This window comes from Parahaliea mediterranea, assembly GCF_003402235.1.
GTDB lineage: Bacteria > Pseudomonadota > Gammaproteobacteria > Pseudomonadales > Halieaceae > Parahaliea > Parahaliea mediterranea.
Genome location: NZ_QEWO01000001.1, coordinates 532,911 through 547,086, shown reverse-complemented (window position 1 = coordinate 547,086; position 14,176 = coordinate 532,911). Strand labels below are relative to the sequence as shown.

At 64.2% G+C, this 14,176-nt stretch carries 12 protein-coding genes; 7 read left to right on the top strand and 5 right to left on the bottom strand.

Features of this window, described 5'->3' with window-relative positions:
• Positions 1–5 precede the first annotated feature (5 nt).
• The 3 genes from DDZ17_RS02360 (at position 6) to DDZ17_RS02350 (ending at position 5,643) form a co-directional block, all read left to right on the top strand.
• Positions 6–1,214 carry an acetyl-CoA C-acetyltransferase gene (locus tag DDZ17_RS02360; RefSeq protein ID WP_116364933.1) on the top strand — a complete coding sequence of 403 codons (1,209 nt, stop codon included), beginning with the start codon at positions 6–8 and terminating at the stop codon, positions 1,212–1,214.
• Positions 1,215–1,240: 26 nt separating this feature from the next.
• Positions 1,241–3,388, top strand: a complete 2,148-nt coding sequence (locus DDZ17_RS02355) for a 3-hydroxyacyl-CoA dehydrogenase NAD-binding domain-containing protein (protein WP_116364335.1) — start codon at positions 1,241–1,243, stop codon at positions 3,386–3,388.
• A gap of 122 nt (positions 3,389–3,510) precedes the next feature.
• A complete protein-coding gene (locus tag DDZ17_RS02350; protein ID WP_116364334.1) occupies positions 3,511–5,643 on the top strand; it encodes a BCCT family transporter in 2,133 nt (710 codons plus the stop codon).
• Positions 5,644–5,690: 47 nt separating this feature from the next.
• On the opposite strand, the gene DDZ17_RS02345 is transcribed toward DDZ17_RS02350, so the two are convergent.
• The 5 genes from DDZ17_RS02345 to pspF all read right to left on the bottom strand — a co-directional run bounded on the left by DDZ17_RS02345 (position 5,691) and on the right by pspF (position 12,019).
• Positions 5,691–7,004: an NAD(P)/FAD-dependent oxidoreductase gene (locus DDZ17_RS02345; protein ID WP_116364333.1), complete on the bottom strand. Its 1,314-nt coding sequence runs from the start codon at positions 7,002–7,004 to the stop codon at positions 5,691–5,693.
• 189 nt (positions 7,005–7,193) lie between these two features.
• Positions 7,194–8,513 carry an omega-aminotransferase AptA gene (aptA, locus tag DDZ17_RS02340; protein WP_116364332.1) on the bottom strand — a complete coding sequence of 440 codons (1,320 nt, stop codon included), beginning with the start codon at positions 8,511–8,513 and terminating at the stop codon, positions 7,194–7,196.
• A gap of 22 nt (positions 8,514–8,535) precedes the next feature.
• Positions 8,536–9,999, bottom strand: coding sequence for an NAD-dependent succinate-semialdehyde dehydrogenase (locus DDZ17_RS02335; protein WP_116364331.1), 1,464 nt, complete (start codon positions 9,997–9,999; stop codon positions 8,536–8,538).
• A gap of 83 nt (positions 10,000–10,082) precedes the next feature.
• Positions 10,083–10,916, bottom strand: coding sequence for a response regulator transcription factor (locus DDZ17_RS02330; RefSeq protein ID WP_116364330.1), 834 nt, complete (start codon positions 10,914–10,916; stop codon positions 10,083–10,085).
• Positions 10,913–12,019, bottom strand: coding sequence for a phage shock protein operon transcriptional activator (gene pspF / locus DDZ17_RS02325; protein WP_241505755.1), 1,107 nt, complete (start codon positions 12,017–12,019; stop codon positions 10,913–10,915). Before pspF ends, DDZ17_RS02330 begins: the two co-directional genes overlap by 4 nt.
• 211 nt (positions 12,020–12,230) lie before the next feature.
• Between pspF and DDZ17_RS02320 the strand changes: the two genes are divergently transcribed.
• The 4 genes from DDZ17_RS02320 to DDZ17_RS02305 all read left to right on the top strand — a co-directional run bounded on the left by DDZ17_RS02320 (position 12,231) and on the right by DDZ17_RS02305 (position 14,064).
• Complete coding sequence (locus tag DDZ17_RS02320) at positions 12,231–12,434, top strand: hypothetical protein (protein ID WP_116364329.1); 204 nt, start codon at positions 12,231–12,233, stop codon at positions 12,432–12,434.
• 27 nt (positions 12,435–12,461) lie between these two features.
• The gene (gene pspA / locus DDZ17_RS02315; protein WP_116364328.1) at positions 12,462–13,202 is read left to right on the top strand and encodes a phage shock protein PspA; all 741 of its coding nucleotides are present in this window, start codon (positions 12,462–12,464) and stop codon (positions 13,200–13,202) included.
• A gap of 73 nt (positions 13,203–13,275) precedes the next feature.
• On the top strand, positions 13,276–13,533 hold the full coding sequence (gene pspB, locus DDZ17_RS02310; RefSeq protein WP_116364327.1) for an envelope stress response membrane protein PspB: 258 nt from the start codon (positions 13,276–13,278) through the stop codon (positions 13,531–13,533).
• A 3-nt stretch (positions 13,534–13,536) separates the two neighbouring features.
• Positions 13,537–14,064, top strand: coding sequence for a PspC domain-containing protein (locus DDZ17_RS02305; protein ID WP_116364326.1), 528 nt, complete (start codon positions 13,537–13,539; stop codon positions 14,062–14,064).
• The last annotated feature ends 112 nt before the right edge of the window (positions 14,065–14,176 follow it).

The window sequence follows — 14,176 nt, the reverse complement described above, 5'->3', positions numbered from 1 at the left end:
ATAACATGTCCAACACCGCGTTTATCTACGACGCCGTGCGCACGCCCCGCAGCAAGGGCAAGCGCGACGGCTCCCTGCACGAAGTGAAACCCGTCGACCTTGGCGCCGGCCTGCTGCGGGCCCTGCAGAGCCGTCACGACCTGGATACCGCCTACGTGGACGACGTGGTGATGGGCTGCGTGACCCCGGTGGGCGAGCAGGGCTCCGACATTGCCAAGATGATTGTGCAGAACGCCGAGTGGGACGAATCCGTGGCCGGCGTGCAGCTGGATCGCTTTTGCGCCTCTGGCCTGGAGGCGGTGAACATCGCCGCCCAGAAAGTGGCCTCCGGCTGGGAGGACCTGGTGGTGGCCGGTGGCGTCGAGTGCATGTCGCGGGTGCCGATGGGTTCCAACGGCGGTGCCATGGGGGGCGATCCGGCCTTCAGCCTGAAGACGGGTTTTGTGCCCCAGGGCATTGGCGCCGACACCATCGCCACCCTGGAAGGCTGGAGTCGCGACGACGTGGATGCCTACGCGCTGGCCTCGCAGCAGCGCGCGGCCCACGCCCGCGACAGCGGCTACTTCGACAAGTCCGTCATCCCGGTGCTGGACAAGAACGGCCTGGTGATTCTGGAGCGGGACGACTTCATCAAGCCCGATACCACGCTTGCGGGCCTGGCCGGCCTCAAGGCGTCCTTCGAAATGCCCGGCAAGATGGGCTTTGACGATGTCATCCTGTCCAAGTACACCACCCTGGATCGCATCAACCACGTGCACACGCCGGGCAACTCCTCCGGTATTGTCGACGGCTCCTCCGCCGTGCTGATTGGCAGCGAGAAAGCCGGCAAGGACCTGGGCCTCACGCCGCGCGGGCGCATCGTGGCCACCGCGGTGCTGTCCACCGACCCCATCATCATGCTCACCGGCCCCGGCCCCGCCGCCGAAAAATGCCTGAAGAAAGCGGGCCTGAAAAAATCCGATATCGACCTGTGGGAAATCAACGAGGCCTTTGCCTCGGTGGCCATGCGCTACATGAAAGACCTGGGCATTGACCACGAGGTAACCAACGTCAACGGCGGCGCCATTGCCATGGGCCACCCCCTCGGCGCCACCGGTGCCATGCTAGTGTCCACCATGCTCGACGAGCTGGAACGCCGCGGGCTCAAGCGCGCCATGCTGTCCCTGTGTGTGGGCGGCGGCATGGGTATCTCCACCATCATTGAGCGCGTGTAAGCGGCCGGCAGACAGAGGGAAAAGCAATGAGTGTATTCAAGTACGAGAAAGACGCCGACGGCATCGTCACCGTGACCATGGACATGACCGGCCCGGTCAATGCCATGAACCAGGAATACCGCGAGGCGATGGCACAAACCATCGAACGACTGGAAAACGAAGAGGGCCTGAGTGGTGTGGTGCTGGCCTCTGCCAAGAAAGTGTTCTTCGCCGGTGGCGACCTGAACGACCTGCTGGCGGCTAAAAAGGGCGACGAAGCCCTGTTCATGGACGAGCTGCACAACACCAAAGACCAGTTGCGCCGGCTGGAAAAACTGCCTGTGCCGGTGGTGGCGGCCATCAATGGTGCCGCCCTGGGCGGTGGCTACGAGATCTGCCTGTGCTGCAACCACCGGGTGGCCTGGGACGACAAGGGCGTGATCGTCGGCCTGCCGGAAGTGAGCCTGGGCCTGCTGCCTGGCGGCGGTGGGGTCGTGCGCCTCACCAACCTGCTGGGCCTGCAGGCCGCGCTGCCCTATCTGCTGGAAGGCACCCGCGTGAAAGCGGCCGATGCGAAGGAGCAGGGCCTGGTGGATGAACTGGTGGCCACCCGCGAGGAGCTGGTGCCGGCCGCCAAGGCCTGGATTCTGTCCCAGAAGGACAACGCCGACGCCGCGGTGCAGCCCTGGGACCGCAAGGGCTTCAAGATTCCCGGCGGCAATGCCAGCCACCCGGCGGTGGCCCAGCTGATCACCGTGATGCCTGCCATGCTGCGCCAGAAAACCCGCGGCCTGTTGCCGGCACCGGAGGAAATTCTCGACTGCGCGGTTAACGCAGCCCGGCTGGACTTTGATACCGCACTGCGGGTGGAATCCCGTGGCCTGGCCTACCTGGTGACCACGCCGGTGGCGAAGAACATGATTTCCACCTTCTTCTTTGGCATGAATCGCCTGAACGGCGGCGCCAGCCGGCCGGACGGCATTGAGCCACGAGCGGTGAAGAAGGTTGGCGTGCTGGGTGCCGGCATGATGGGGCAGGGCATTGCCTATGTGTCTGCCATGGCGGGCATCGAGGTGGTGCTGAAGGATGTTTCCCTGGAGGCCGCCGAAAAGGGCAAGGCCTATTCCGAGGGCCTGCTGGCCAAGCGCGTCGGCCGCGGCAAAATGAGCGAGGCGCAGAAGGCGGACATTCTGGGCCTTATCCAGCCCAGCGCCGACAACGCGGACCTGAAGGGCTGCGACCTCATCATCGAGGCCGTGTTCGAGAACATCGAGCTCAAGCACAAGATCACCCGCGAGACTGAGCCCTGCCTCAGCGAAGACGGCGTGTGGGGCTCCAATACCTCCACCCTGCCGATCACCCAACTGGCCGAGGCCAGCAGCAAGCCGGAGAACTTCATCGGCATTCACTTCTTCTCGCCGGTGGACAAAATGCCGCTGATTGAAATCATCTGCGGCGAAAAGACCTCCGACGAAACCCTGGCCCGGGCCTTCGACTACGCCAGGCAGATTCGCAAAACGCCGATTGTCGTCAACGACTCCCTGGGCTTTTTCACCTCCCGCACCTTTGGCACCTACCTGGACGAGGGCGTGAGAATGCTGAGGGAGGGCGCCCACCCGGTGCAGATTGACAGCCTGGGCAAGGCGGTGGGCATGCCGGTGGGCCCGCTGGCGGTGTACGACGAAGTGAGTCTGGAGCTGACCCGCAAGGCCCAGCAGACCTGGAAAGCGATGGGCGTGGAGGATCAGCACACCGACGCCAGCGTAACCCGCGAGGTGGTTGCCACCATGGTCGAGGAGCACGGCCGCGGCGGCCGCCACCACGGCGGTGGCTTTTACGAGTACAGCGACGACGGCAGCAAGCGCATCTGGCCGGGCCTGTTCGATCTGTACTACCAGGAAGGCACCCACATTCCCGAGCAGGACATGAAGGACCGCATGCTGTTCCGGCAGGTGATTGAGTCCCTGAAGTGCCTGCAGGAAGGGGTGCTGCGCAACGTGGACGATGGCAACATCGGCTCCATCATGGGCATTGGTGCACCGGCCTGGACCGGCGGCTTCATCCAGTTCGTCAACACCTACGGTGTGCAGAACTTTGTGGACCGCTGCCGCGAACTGGCCGCCACCTACGGCGAGCGCTTTGAACCGCCCGCCATTGCGCTTGAGAAGGCCGCCGCTGGCGAACCATTCGCCTGACAGGCCAGCTGTAAACCCTCAACCCGCGCCCTGGTGGCGCGGGTTGTTCCTCCGCCCGCCGGGCAATTCCCGCGCCCAGATGCTAGGCTGGTAAGCAACTATGTCCGGCTGCGGGGAGATTCATGCCAACCAACGATAACGTCAAATCATCCACTGTTCTCATTCCTGTTTTTATTCCCGCTGTTGTGGTGATCGTGCTGCTGGTGGTCGGCACCATCAGCAACCCCGACCTGGCTGGAAAGGTCTTTGATGAAACGCTGATTTTCATCACCCACAACTTCGGCTGGTTCTACATGCTGTCGGTGGCGTTCTTCCTGATATTCATTGTCGGTGTCGCCATGACCCGCTGGGGCAATATCAAACTCGGGCCGGACCACGCCGACCCGCAGTACAGCTTCCCCGCCTGGTTCGCCATGTTGTTTTCCGCCGGCTACGGCATAGCCCTGCTGTTTTTCGGGGTGGCGGAGCCGGTGCTGCATTACGCGGGGCCGCCGGAAGGCGCGGCGGAAACCATCGGTTCGGCCAAGCAGGCCATGCAGATTGCTTTTTTCCACTGGGGCTTTCACATCTGGGCGATCTACGGGCTGGTCGGGCTGGTGCTGGCCTATTTCGCCTTTCGCCACGGTTTGCCCCTGTCCATTCGCTCGGCCCTGTATCCGCTGATCGGCGAGCGCATTTACGGCGGCTGGGGGCACGCGGTGGATGTGTTTGCCATCCTCGGCACCATGTTTGGCATTGCCACCACCCTCGGCCTGTCAGTCACCCAGATCAACACCGGCATTCACTACCTGTGGCCGCAAGTGCCGGTGAGCACCACGGTGCAGATCATCTGCATCGTCAGCATTACCTGCCTGGCTATATTTTCGGTGGTGGCGGGCATGGACAAGGGCGTCAAGCGCCTGTCCATCCTCAACATGGTGTTGGCCATCGCCCTGATGAGCTTTGTGTTTGCTGTCGGCCCCACTGTGCACATCCTCGAGACTTTTTTGCAGAACACCGGCAGCTACTTCAATCACATTATCGAGCGCACCTTTAACCTGCAGGCCTATTCGCGCAGCGACTGGATTGGCAACTGGACCCTGTTCATTTTCGGCTGGACCATCGCCTGGGCGCCCTTTGTCGGCCTGTTCATCGCCAAGATCAGCCGCGGCCGTACCATCCGCGAATTTGTACTGGGGGTGATGCTGGTGCCCTCCATGTTCACTTTTTTGTGGTTCTCCATCTTCGGCGGCACCGCCCTGCACGAAATCATGAACGAGGGCTACACGGTGCTGATTTCCGAGGTGCAGAACAACCAGGCGATTGCCCTGTTCAAGCTCTATGAGATCCTGCCGCTGACCTCGGTGCTGTCGTTTATTACGGTCCTGTTGATCATCACCTTCTTTGTCACCTCGTCGGACTCGGGCTCGCTGGTGATCGATTCGCTGGCTTCTGGCGGTGCCCTGCACACGCCGGTGTGGCAGCGCGTGTTCTGGGCATCGGCGGAAGGGGTGGTGGCGTCCACCCTGTTACTGGCCGGGGGCCTGAGTGCCCTGCAGACCATGACCATCCTGAGCGCATTGCCCTTCAGCTTCATCATGATTGTGTCGGCACTTGGCATGTGGCGGGCACTGACCATCGAGGGCCACCACAACCGCAGCCTGCGCACCGATGTGCAGCAGCGGCTCACCGGCACCAGCGGCCGCAGCCTGTGGCGCGAGCGCCTGCATGCCCTGGTGACTTTCCCCGACCGGGAGGAAGTGAGCGACTTCATGGACAGCACCGTGCGCAAGGCGATGATGCGGGTGGAGCGGGAACTGGCCAAGGAGGGCTGGGACGCCCAGGTGCATACCGACGACGAGCACAGCCGTATTTACCTGGAGGTGATCAAGGACGATCAGGTGGACTTCATCTATGAAATCCGCCTGCTGGAGCATCGCCTGCCGGACTTCGCCTATCCGGAAATGGCCCGCGAAGGGGACGAGGATCGGCTCTACTACCGCGCCGAGGTCTTCCTGCGCCGTGGCGGCCAGTCCTACGATGTCTTCGGCTACGATCAGCAGGACATTATCACCGACATCCTCGACCAGTTTGAAAAACACCTGCACTTCCTGCACATCTCGCCGGCCGTCCTTCCCTGGCGCATGGAGGCCCATGACGACATGCTGGCCACCCCGCCGGAGCCACCGGAAGCGGAGCAGGATGCGGGTGGAGATAAGGGGCGCGAGGGCAAAGACGAAGGGGAGGCCACAGCGCCCAGGCTCAGCGCCGGCTAGGCTGACTGGCCGCCTAGTGAAGGGCTGCCGCGCTAGCGGCAAGCCGCTCAGTGAAGCTTGAAGCGCGGCCGGATGAAGTGGTTGATTTTGTCGGTGAACGCCATCATCAGCGCCCTCGGCCAGCCGTGGATGGCGCCCTGGTGCATGCGGTACAGGGAGACGTAGGCCAGCCGCGCCACCTTGCCCTCCAGGCTGATGCCGCCGCGCGCCAGCCCGCCCATCAACCGGCCGAAGGCGGAGTATTCGCTGAGTGACACCAGCGACCCCATATCCTTGTACACAAAGGGCTGCTGCGGCTTGCCCGCCAGGCGCCGGCGCAGGTTCTTGGCCACGCAGTCGGCCATCTGGTGGGCCGACTGGGCCCGGGGTGGCACCCAGCGCTGCTGGCCGTCGGGCCCGTCCATGGCAAAGCCGGCGCAGTCGCCAAGGGCATAGATGGTCGTATCGCCCTGGACTTCCAGGGTCGGCCCCACCAGTAACTGGCCCATGCGATTGCATTGCAGGCCGTCGATGCCAGCCAGAAAGCCCGGCGCCTTGACCCCCGCCGCCCATACCATCAGGTCGGCGCGAATCAGCTCGCCGTCCTTGGTGGTAAGGCCGTCGCGGCTGGCGGACACCACCGCCGTTGCCGTGCGTACCTTGACCCCCAGCTTCAGCAGCTCCCGGTGGGCGCCAGAGGAAATGCGCTCGTTCAGGGCCGGCAGCAGGCGCGGGCCGGCCTCCACCAGCGATACCTCCAGGTGCTCCGGGGTGATGGTTTTCAGGCCGTAGGTGGAGAACCACTCCCGCGCCTTGAACAGTTCCGCCGACAGTTCCACACCGGTGGCGCCGCCGCCGACAATGGCAATGCGCAGTTTGCGTTCCGACTGGCCGGCTTCCAGGGCCTGGTCCAGGCGGATGAAGCGATCCACCAGGCGCTGGTGGAACACCTGCGCCTGGCCGGGGCTATCGAGAAAAATACAGTGGTCACTGACACCGCTGACATTGAAGTCGTTGGAGACACTGCCAATGGCAAGCACCAGGTAGTCGTAGCGCTTTTCCCGCCGGGGCAGGATCTCCTCGCCGGTGTCGTCCACCAGGGCGTCCAGTTCGATGCACTTGCGCGCCCGATCCACGCCGCACAGGGTGCCCAGTTCAAAGGCAAAACCGTTGCGGTGGGCGTGCACGCGGTAGTTCACCGCATCCAGTTCGGCGTCCAGTGAGCCCGAGGCAACCTCGTGCAGCAGGGGCTTCCAGATATGGGTGTGGTTGCGGTCGATCAGGGTCACCTGGGCCTTGCCCTTGCGGCCGAGCTTGCGGCCCAGGGCAGTGGCGAGTTCAAGCCCGCCGGCGCCGCCGCCTACGATTGCGATCTGTATCATGCGATTGACTTTTGTGAGGCTGGGAGGGGGAATTTCGCCGCCGAAGTATACAGGTGCGGCGGTGCAGGTCCTATAGCCGGTCCATGGATAGCTTGTCTGCGAATAGCCTGTCTGTGAATCGGCCCCGGCTCCCTCGGCTGCGGGAGCGGGGCCGGCAGAGCCGGTGGCGTGAGTGAGGTGCCCCGCGGTTTAGCCCAGTACCTCCAGCACACTCTTGCGGAAGCGCTCGGCGAACAGGTCGATCTCGCTGTCACTGATCGACAGGGGCGGTGACATGACCATGTGGTCGCCCACCGCCCGGCACAGCAGGCCGTTTTCAAAGCAGCGCTGGTGGATCTTCGGCCCCAGGGATTTGGCCGGCATTTCCTGGGGGTCAAAGCTCACCGCGCCGAGCAGGCCGTAGTTGCGAATGTCGATCACCCGGGGCAGGTCGCGCAGGCCGTGCAGGGTATTGGCCCAGTGCTCGCCCCTGGCGCCGCTGGCGCAGGTGAACAGACCCTCTGACTCGTAAATATCCAGCGCCGCCAGGCCCGCCGCTGCCGCCACCGGGGTGCCGGCGTAGGTGTTGCCGTGGAAGAACTCCGGCACGGTGTCCGGGGTGTTGTCGAAAATCGTCTGCTGGATGCTGTCCTTCACGAACACACCGCCCATGGGCACCGTGCCGCCGTTGATGGCCTTGGCGCTGGTCATGATGTCCGGGGTAACACCGAACTCGGTGGCGGCAAAGGCCGAGCCGGTGCGGCCAAAGCCAGTGATCACCTCGTCGAAGATCAGCAGAATGTCGTGGGCATCGCACAGCTCACGCACTTTCTGCAGGTAGCCCACCGGCGGTGGCACCATGCCCCCGGCGCCGGAGATGGGCTCAATGATCACCGCGCAGATGCTGTCGGCGCCGCGCAGGGCAATAATGTGCTCGAAGGCCTCCGCCATGCGCTCGGTGCCGTGTTCCGGGCAACCGCGGCTGAAGGCGTTGCGGCTGATGTCGAGCATGCCGGGCAGGAAGTCCACCTCCTGCAGCACCGGAAAGCCGTGGCGGTTGGTGGGCAAACCCTGCATGGAGGTGCCGCCGATATTGACCCCGTGGTAGCCCTGCTCGCGGGAGATAAACCGCGTTTTGCTGCCCTTGCCCCGGGCGAACTGGTAGAGGTGGGCGATCTTCAAGGCCGTATCCACCGCCTCGGAGCCGGAGTTGGTAAAGAAGATACGGTTAATGCCCTCGGGTGTGTGCGCCATCAGCCGGGTGGCAAACTGGAAGGCCGGCGGGGTGCCAAACTGGAAGGGCGGGGCGTAGTCCAGCTGCATAAGCTGGTCGCGCACCGCGTCGGCCACCTCGCGGCGGGCGTGGCCGATGTTGCAGCACCACAGGCCGGCGGTGATATCCAGCACATCGCCGCCGTCTTCGCGGTACAGGAAGCTGCCCTCGGCCCGGGAGAACACCCGGGGGTTCTTCTGGAAGGCGCGGACATTGGTGAAGGGCTGCCACCAGTGTTCGAGGTTCAGGTCTGTCATGGTTACTCCCTTGTGTTGCCGGTCAGCGGTCGAGGCCGCCCATCAGCATGTACTTGATTTCCACATAATCGTCGATGCCGTACTTGGAGCCTTCGCGGCCACTGCCGGACTCCTTCACGCCACCGAAGGGGGCCATCTCGTTGGAGATAATGCCCTCGTTGATACCCACAATGCCGTAGTCCAGGGCTTCTGCCACCCGCCACACCCGGCCGATGTCGCGGGTGTAGAAGTAAGATGCCAGCCCGAACTCGGTGTCGTTGGCCATGGCGATCACCTCTTCCTCGCTGGAGAAGCGCACCACCGGCGCCACCGGGCCAAAGATTTCATTGCGGAACACCGCCATGTCGGAGGTGACTTCTGTCAGTACGGTTGGCTGGTAAAAACAGCCGCCCAATTCGTGGGGCGCGCCGCCCAGGGCCACCTTGGCGCCGGCGGACACCGAGGCCTGCACCAGGCCGTCCACGTCGGCCACCGCCTTGGCGTTCACCAGCGGGCCAATGCTGATGCCATCCTTCAGGCCATCGCCCACCACCAGTTCGGCGGTGGCCTTCACCAGCTTTTCCACAAAGGCGTCGTAGACGCTGTCCTGCACGAACATGCGGTTGGAGCACACACAGGTCTGGCCGGCGTTGCGGTATTTGGAAATCAGGGCGCCCTGCACCGCGGCATCCAGGTCGGCATCATCGAACACAATGAAAGGTGCGTTGCCGCCCAGTTCCATGGAGGTTTTCTTCATGGTTTCGGCGCACTGGGCCTCCAGCATTTTGCCCACCGGGGTGGAGCCGGTGAAGGTCAGCTTGCGCACCACCGGGTTGGCGGTCATCTCGCCGCCAATGGCAGAGGAGGAGCCCGCCAGCACGTTGATAACCCCGGCCGGCACCCCGGCGCGCTCGGCCAGCTCCGCCATGGCGAAGGCCGACAGGGGCGTTTCGGTGGCGGGCTTGATCACAATGCTGCAACCGGCGGCCAGCGCCGGCGCGGCCTTGCGCGCAATCATGGCGTTGGGGAAGTTCCAGGGGGTGATGGCGGCCACCACGCCCACTGGCTGCTTGATGCAGACAATGCGGCGGTCGGCGCTGGGGCCGGGAATCACATCGCCGTCAATGCGCTTGGCCTCTTCGCCAAACCATTCGACAAAGGCAGCGCCGTAGGCCACTTCGCCGCGGGATTCCGCCAGCACCTTGCCCTGTTCGGCGGTCATGATAATGGCCAGGTCTTCCTGGTTGGCCATCATCAGGTCGAACCACTTGCGCAAAATCTGCGCGCGGGACTTGGCCGGCAGGGCCTTCCACTCGACCATGGCGCGCTCGGCGGCGGCGATGGCGCGGGCGGTTTCGGCCTGGCCCGCCTTGGCTACCTGGGCAATTTCCTCGCCGGTGGCGGGGTTGCTGACGGCAAAGGTGCTGCCGTCGTCGGCGTCGACCCATTGGCCGTCGATATAGGCCTGGGTTTTGAGGAGGCTGGCGTCGCTGAGTGACAGGTTCATGAGCAAATCCTTTTCGTTAAACGTGTCGATGTCACCTGACAAACTAGCATAGAGAGCACCTTCCGGCGCGGCCATACCTGAAGTCAGGTAGGTGGGTAGCGGCCGGCGAGGGGGTCCTCGCCGGGGCGAAACGGCTGGGCCAGGGCGTCAAAGAACAGCGAAAACAGTGCGTTGTGGGAAGACAGCCCCAGCTTCTGGTAGATATTCTTGCGGTGTACCTGCTCGGTCTGGGTGCTGATGCCGAGCTCCCGCGCCACCGCCTTGGAAGGATAGCCCCGCAATACGCGTTGCACCACGTCGCGCTCGCGCGGTGTCAGGCGGCTGCTGCCAAAGGCCTGCAGCACCGCCTCTACCTGGGTGTGCAGCCCGCCGTCGCCACTGGTGCCCCGGGTCAGCCCGGCGGGCCAATGCTGGCGTACCAGGGCGGCCACGGTGGCGGCGATGGACGCAAGGGCGCGGCGCTCGCCGGCGCGGTAGCGGGGCAGGGCGGGGGTGCGCTCCAGGGAGATGGCCAGCGGCGTGCCATCGCCGGTTTCCACCAGAAACCCGCAGTGGTCGACTACGCCGTTGGAGCTGTAATACAGCGCGTAGTACTGGCTGGCCTGAAAACTATCCGGGGCAATGTCGAGAATGTGGAAGAAGCCGCGCACCCCAGCCTTGGCGCTCAGGTACAGGGGCGAGAGCAGCCAAAGCCCATCGCGGTAGGGGCCGCCGAAGCCGCTCTGGTCGCCGGCGTGCAGGGCGTTGTGAACAACCCGCAGCTCGCCGTTGGCGGGGTAGCCCATGATCACCCCGCTGTCGAAGGGCGTTACCTGGTGAATGAAGTCGAGCAGGGCCGGGCAGAAGTTATCGCTGCCGAGGGTGTCGATCAGCCCGGGCAGGGTTGCCAGTGCCCGGGCAGCGGCGGAATCGGTCATGGTTTGCGGCGGCGCCGGCGGCCTCCCAGTTGGTGTTTGCGCACCATACCGCGCAACTGGTCGTAAGACAGCCCCAGGGCTTGGGCAGTGCGGCGCTGATTATGCCCGTTTTCCGCCAGCGCATCCGCAAGCAGCTGTTTTTCAATACCGGCCAGCCGGCTTGCAAAGTCGGTGGGGGCGGCTGGCGTGCCGGGGTGCTGGTTCAAGGGCTGGCTCAGGGGCTGGCCCGTTTGCCGGTATGGGTGCTGGCCTGAACCCGGTGCATCAAACAGGGTTGGGTTGTCCGTTGACTCGCCGGGCGGGCGGCCGTGGGCCGCGTCGGGTTCGGTGTAGGGCGAGCGAAAGGGGTCGATAACAATCGTATCCACCGGCACCTCGGGGCTGTCCCAGCGGTGCAGGGAACGCTCCACCGCGTTTTTCAGTTCGCGAATGTTGCCCGGCCAGTGGTGGCCGGCCAACGCCTGAAGCGCCGCCTGCGAGAAGCCGGGAAACAGCTCCCAGCCGAGTTCCGAAGACATCTGCACGGCAAAGTGCTCGGCCAGCAGGGGAATGTCCTCCGGCCGCTGGCGCAGGGCGGGCAGGTGCACCACATCAAAGCTGAGGCGGTCCAGCAGGTCGTAGCGAAACTCGCCGGCCTCGGCCATGGCCCGCAAATCGGCGTGGGTGGCGGCCACTACCCGCACATCCACCTGCAGGGTCTGGTGGCCGCCCAGGCGTTCAAACTCACCGTACTCCACCAGGCGCAGCAGTTTTTCCTGCAGGCGCGGCGACATGGTGCCCACCTCGTCGAGGAACAGGGTGCCGCCGTCGGCGCGTTCAAAGCGGCCCCGGTGGGCGCGGGTGGCGCCGGTGAAGGCGCCGGCTTCGTGGCCGAACAACTCCGACTCCAGCAGGGATTCGGCCATTGCCGCGCAGTTCACCTTGAGCAGGGGGGCGTCCCAGCGCGCCGACAGAAAATGCAGGCGCTCGGCAGCCAGTTCTTTGCCGGTGCCCCGTTCCCCGAGCACCAGCACCGGGCGGTTGATGGGCGCCAGGCGGGAGATCTGCTCCAGGGCCTGGGCGAGGGCGGCGGAATCGCCGATCATGCTTTCGGGGCTTCTCATATCGGCAAGATACACCGATTTATAGGGTTTCATATACCTTTAAATAGGTCTGAGACACCTTTTGCGTCGCTGCAATTTTTTAGTTACTGATCAGGAAATTCATTCAAGTTACTGAAAATAAAAGGAAATCGACTTGGTTGGCACGCTTCCTGTAATACCTGCACCAGCTGCGCCGGGGGCGCAACGCCAACCCACACAAGGAACTGTCATCGTGAAATCCAGGGAGGAACGCTGCCTTATCTACACCGCGCTGCTGGCGGTGAGCGCCATCGCCGCCGCGCTGGCCGGCTGGAAGGCGGCCCTTTGGACCCTTTTACAGATGGGCCTGGTGATGGAGGGGGTGTACTGGCTGTGCCGCCCTCTGTCCCGCTCGCTGGCCCGCACCACCGAATTTGACACTGAGTACCGCGCCTGAGCGGACACACGATTAAGGAGCATGACGATGGGTATTTTTTCCCGTATGACCGACATCATTAATTCCAACCTCAACTCGCTGCTGGATTCCGCCGAGGACCCGCAGAAAATGATCCGCCTGATCATTCAGGAGATGGAGGACACCCTGGTGGAGGTACGCAGCTCCTCCGCCCGGGTGCTGGCGGATCGCAAGGCCGCCGCCCGCCGGCTGGAGCAGGTGCAGGCCGAGGCCGACACCTGGGAAGCTAAGGCCAAGCTGGCCATTTCCAAGGGCCGGGAAGACCTGGCCCGGGCCGCCCTGCAGGAAAAACACGCCATTGTTGACGAGGTGGCGGTGGTCGAGGCGGAGCTGAAGGCGCTGGACGAGCACATTGCACAGCTTGGCGACGAGGTGTCGCAGCTGCAGCAGAAGCTCAGCGACGCCAAGGCCCGCCAGAAGGCGATGATCATGCGCAGCCAGACGGTGGAGTCGCGCATCAAGGTGAAGCGCCAGATGCAGCGCGAGGCCCTGGATGATGCCTTCAGCCGCTTCGACCACTTCGAGCGCCGCATGGACAACCTGGAAAGCCAGCTGGAATCCATGGACCTGGGCCGCGAAGTGCCGCCGGATCTGGCGGCGGAGATCGACGCCCTGGCCGAGGACGAGCGCATCAACGATGAGCTGGCGCGCCTGAAGGGCGAACTGGGCGGCGGCGAGCCCGCGGCGAAGCCGGCCGCAGCGCCGTCAGCTACCTCCACCGCCACAACAGCCACCGGCAACGCCGACTAAGGTCCGCCGCTTGGCGATTTTCAAGGACAATGGCAGCATGGCCTGACGGCCTGCCTGCCCAGGGAAGACAACAATGCAATTCTGGAATTTCATGTTTGTGCCCACGATCCTGTTTCTGGTGATCGTGGCGCCGCTCTGGCTGATCATGCACTACCGCAGCGTGAATCGGTCCACCCGCGGCCTCAGCGAGGACGACCGGGAATCTGTGGAGCAGCTGCTGGAGACAGTGGACAAACTGACCGACCGAATCACGGCGCTGGAATCCATCCTGGATGCGGAGCATTCCGACTGGCGCACGCAGACCGGCCGCGAGTCGCGGCACAAGGAGTAGGCCATGACACGACATCACTATCGCTCTCGCCAGCACAGCTTTAGCGACGGGACGCGCCGCTGCCAGCGCACCATTGGTTCGCGCAAGCGCAGTGGCTGGGGTATGAACCTGTACCGCAACACCCGCCGCGGCAAAATCGCAGGCGTGGCCGCCGGCCTTGCCGACCACTGGGACGTGGCCCACTGGGTGGTGCGCCTGCTGTGGGTGGGGGCCTTTATCTTCACCGGCACCCTGGCCCTGTGGGTTTACCTCGGCGCCTGGCTGCTGCTGTCGCCGCGCCCCAGTGGCCGCTGGGGACAGGACGCCGCCTACGCCGATGACCCCGCCGACGACCCGGATCTGGAAATGGAGTACGACGAGCGCTACCAGCACTACCGGCCGCGCAAGGTCTTCCAGTACACAGAGCCCAGCAACGTGCGCCTGCAGCGCGCCCGGGAGCGCCTGGACGCCGCCCTGAAGCGGGTGGAGGACATGGAGTCCTACGTGACGTCGCGCCAGTACGAACTCAACCGGGAGTTTTCCCGGCTGTAACTGACCCTAAAACGGCGCCCGCGGGCGCCGTTTTCACAGCACCACCAACAATAAATCCATACCGCCCCACCAAGAGGGCAGGGCGGGAGTGTGCCCCGGCAACGGCCCCTGG

Bases quoted from the DNA above. Each gene is read 5' to 3' on its own strand.
- DDZ17_RS02350 (WP_116364334.1), top strand. From the start codon at position 3,511: ATGCCAACCAACGATAACGTCAAATCATCCACTGTTCTCATTCCTGTT.
- pspA (WP_116364328.1), top strand. From the start codon at position 12,462: ATGGGTATTTTTTCCCGTATGACCGACATCATTAATTCCAACCTCAAC.
- DDZ17_RS02305 (WP_116364326.1), top strand. From the start codon at position 13,537: ATGACACGACATCACTATCGCTCTCGCCAGCACAGCTTTAGCGACGGG.
- DDZ17_RS02330 (WP_116364330.1), bottom strand. From the start codon at position 10,916: ATGACCGATTCCGCCGCTGCCCGGGCACTGGCAACCCTGCCCGGGCTG.
- DDZ17_RS02345 (WP_116364333.1), bottom strand. From the start codon at position 7,004: ATGATACAGATCGCAATCGTAGGCGGCGGCGCCGGCGGGCTTGAACTC.
- DDZ17_RS02355 (WP_116364335.1), top strand. From the start codon at position 1,241: ATGAGTGTATTCAAGTACGAGAAAGACGCCGACGGCATCGTCACCGTG.
- DDZ17_RS02360 (WP_116364933.1), top strand. From the start codon at position 6: ATGTCCAACACCGCGTTTATCTACGACGCCGTGCGCACGCCCCGCAGC.
- pspF (WP_241505755.1), bottom strand. From the start codon at position 12,019: ATGAGAAGCCCCGAAAGCATGATCGGCGATTCCGCCGCCCTCGCCCAG.
- DDZ17_RS02335 (WP_116364331.1), bottom strand. From the start codon at position 9,999: ATGAACCTGTCACTCAGCGACGCCAGCCTCCTCAAAACCCAGGCCTAT.
- pspB (WP_116364327.1), top strand. From the start codon at position 13,276: ATGCAATTCTGGAATTTCATGTTTGTGCCCACGATCCTGTTTCTGGTG.
- aptA (WP_116364332.1), bottom strand. From the start codon at position 8,513: ATGACAGACCTGAACCTCGAACACTGGTGGCAGCCCTTCACCAATGTC.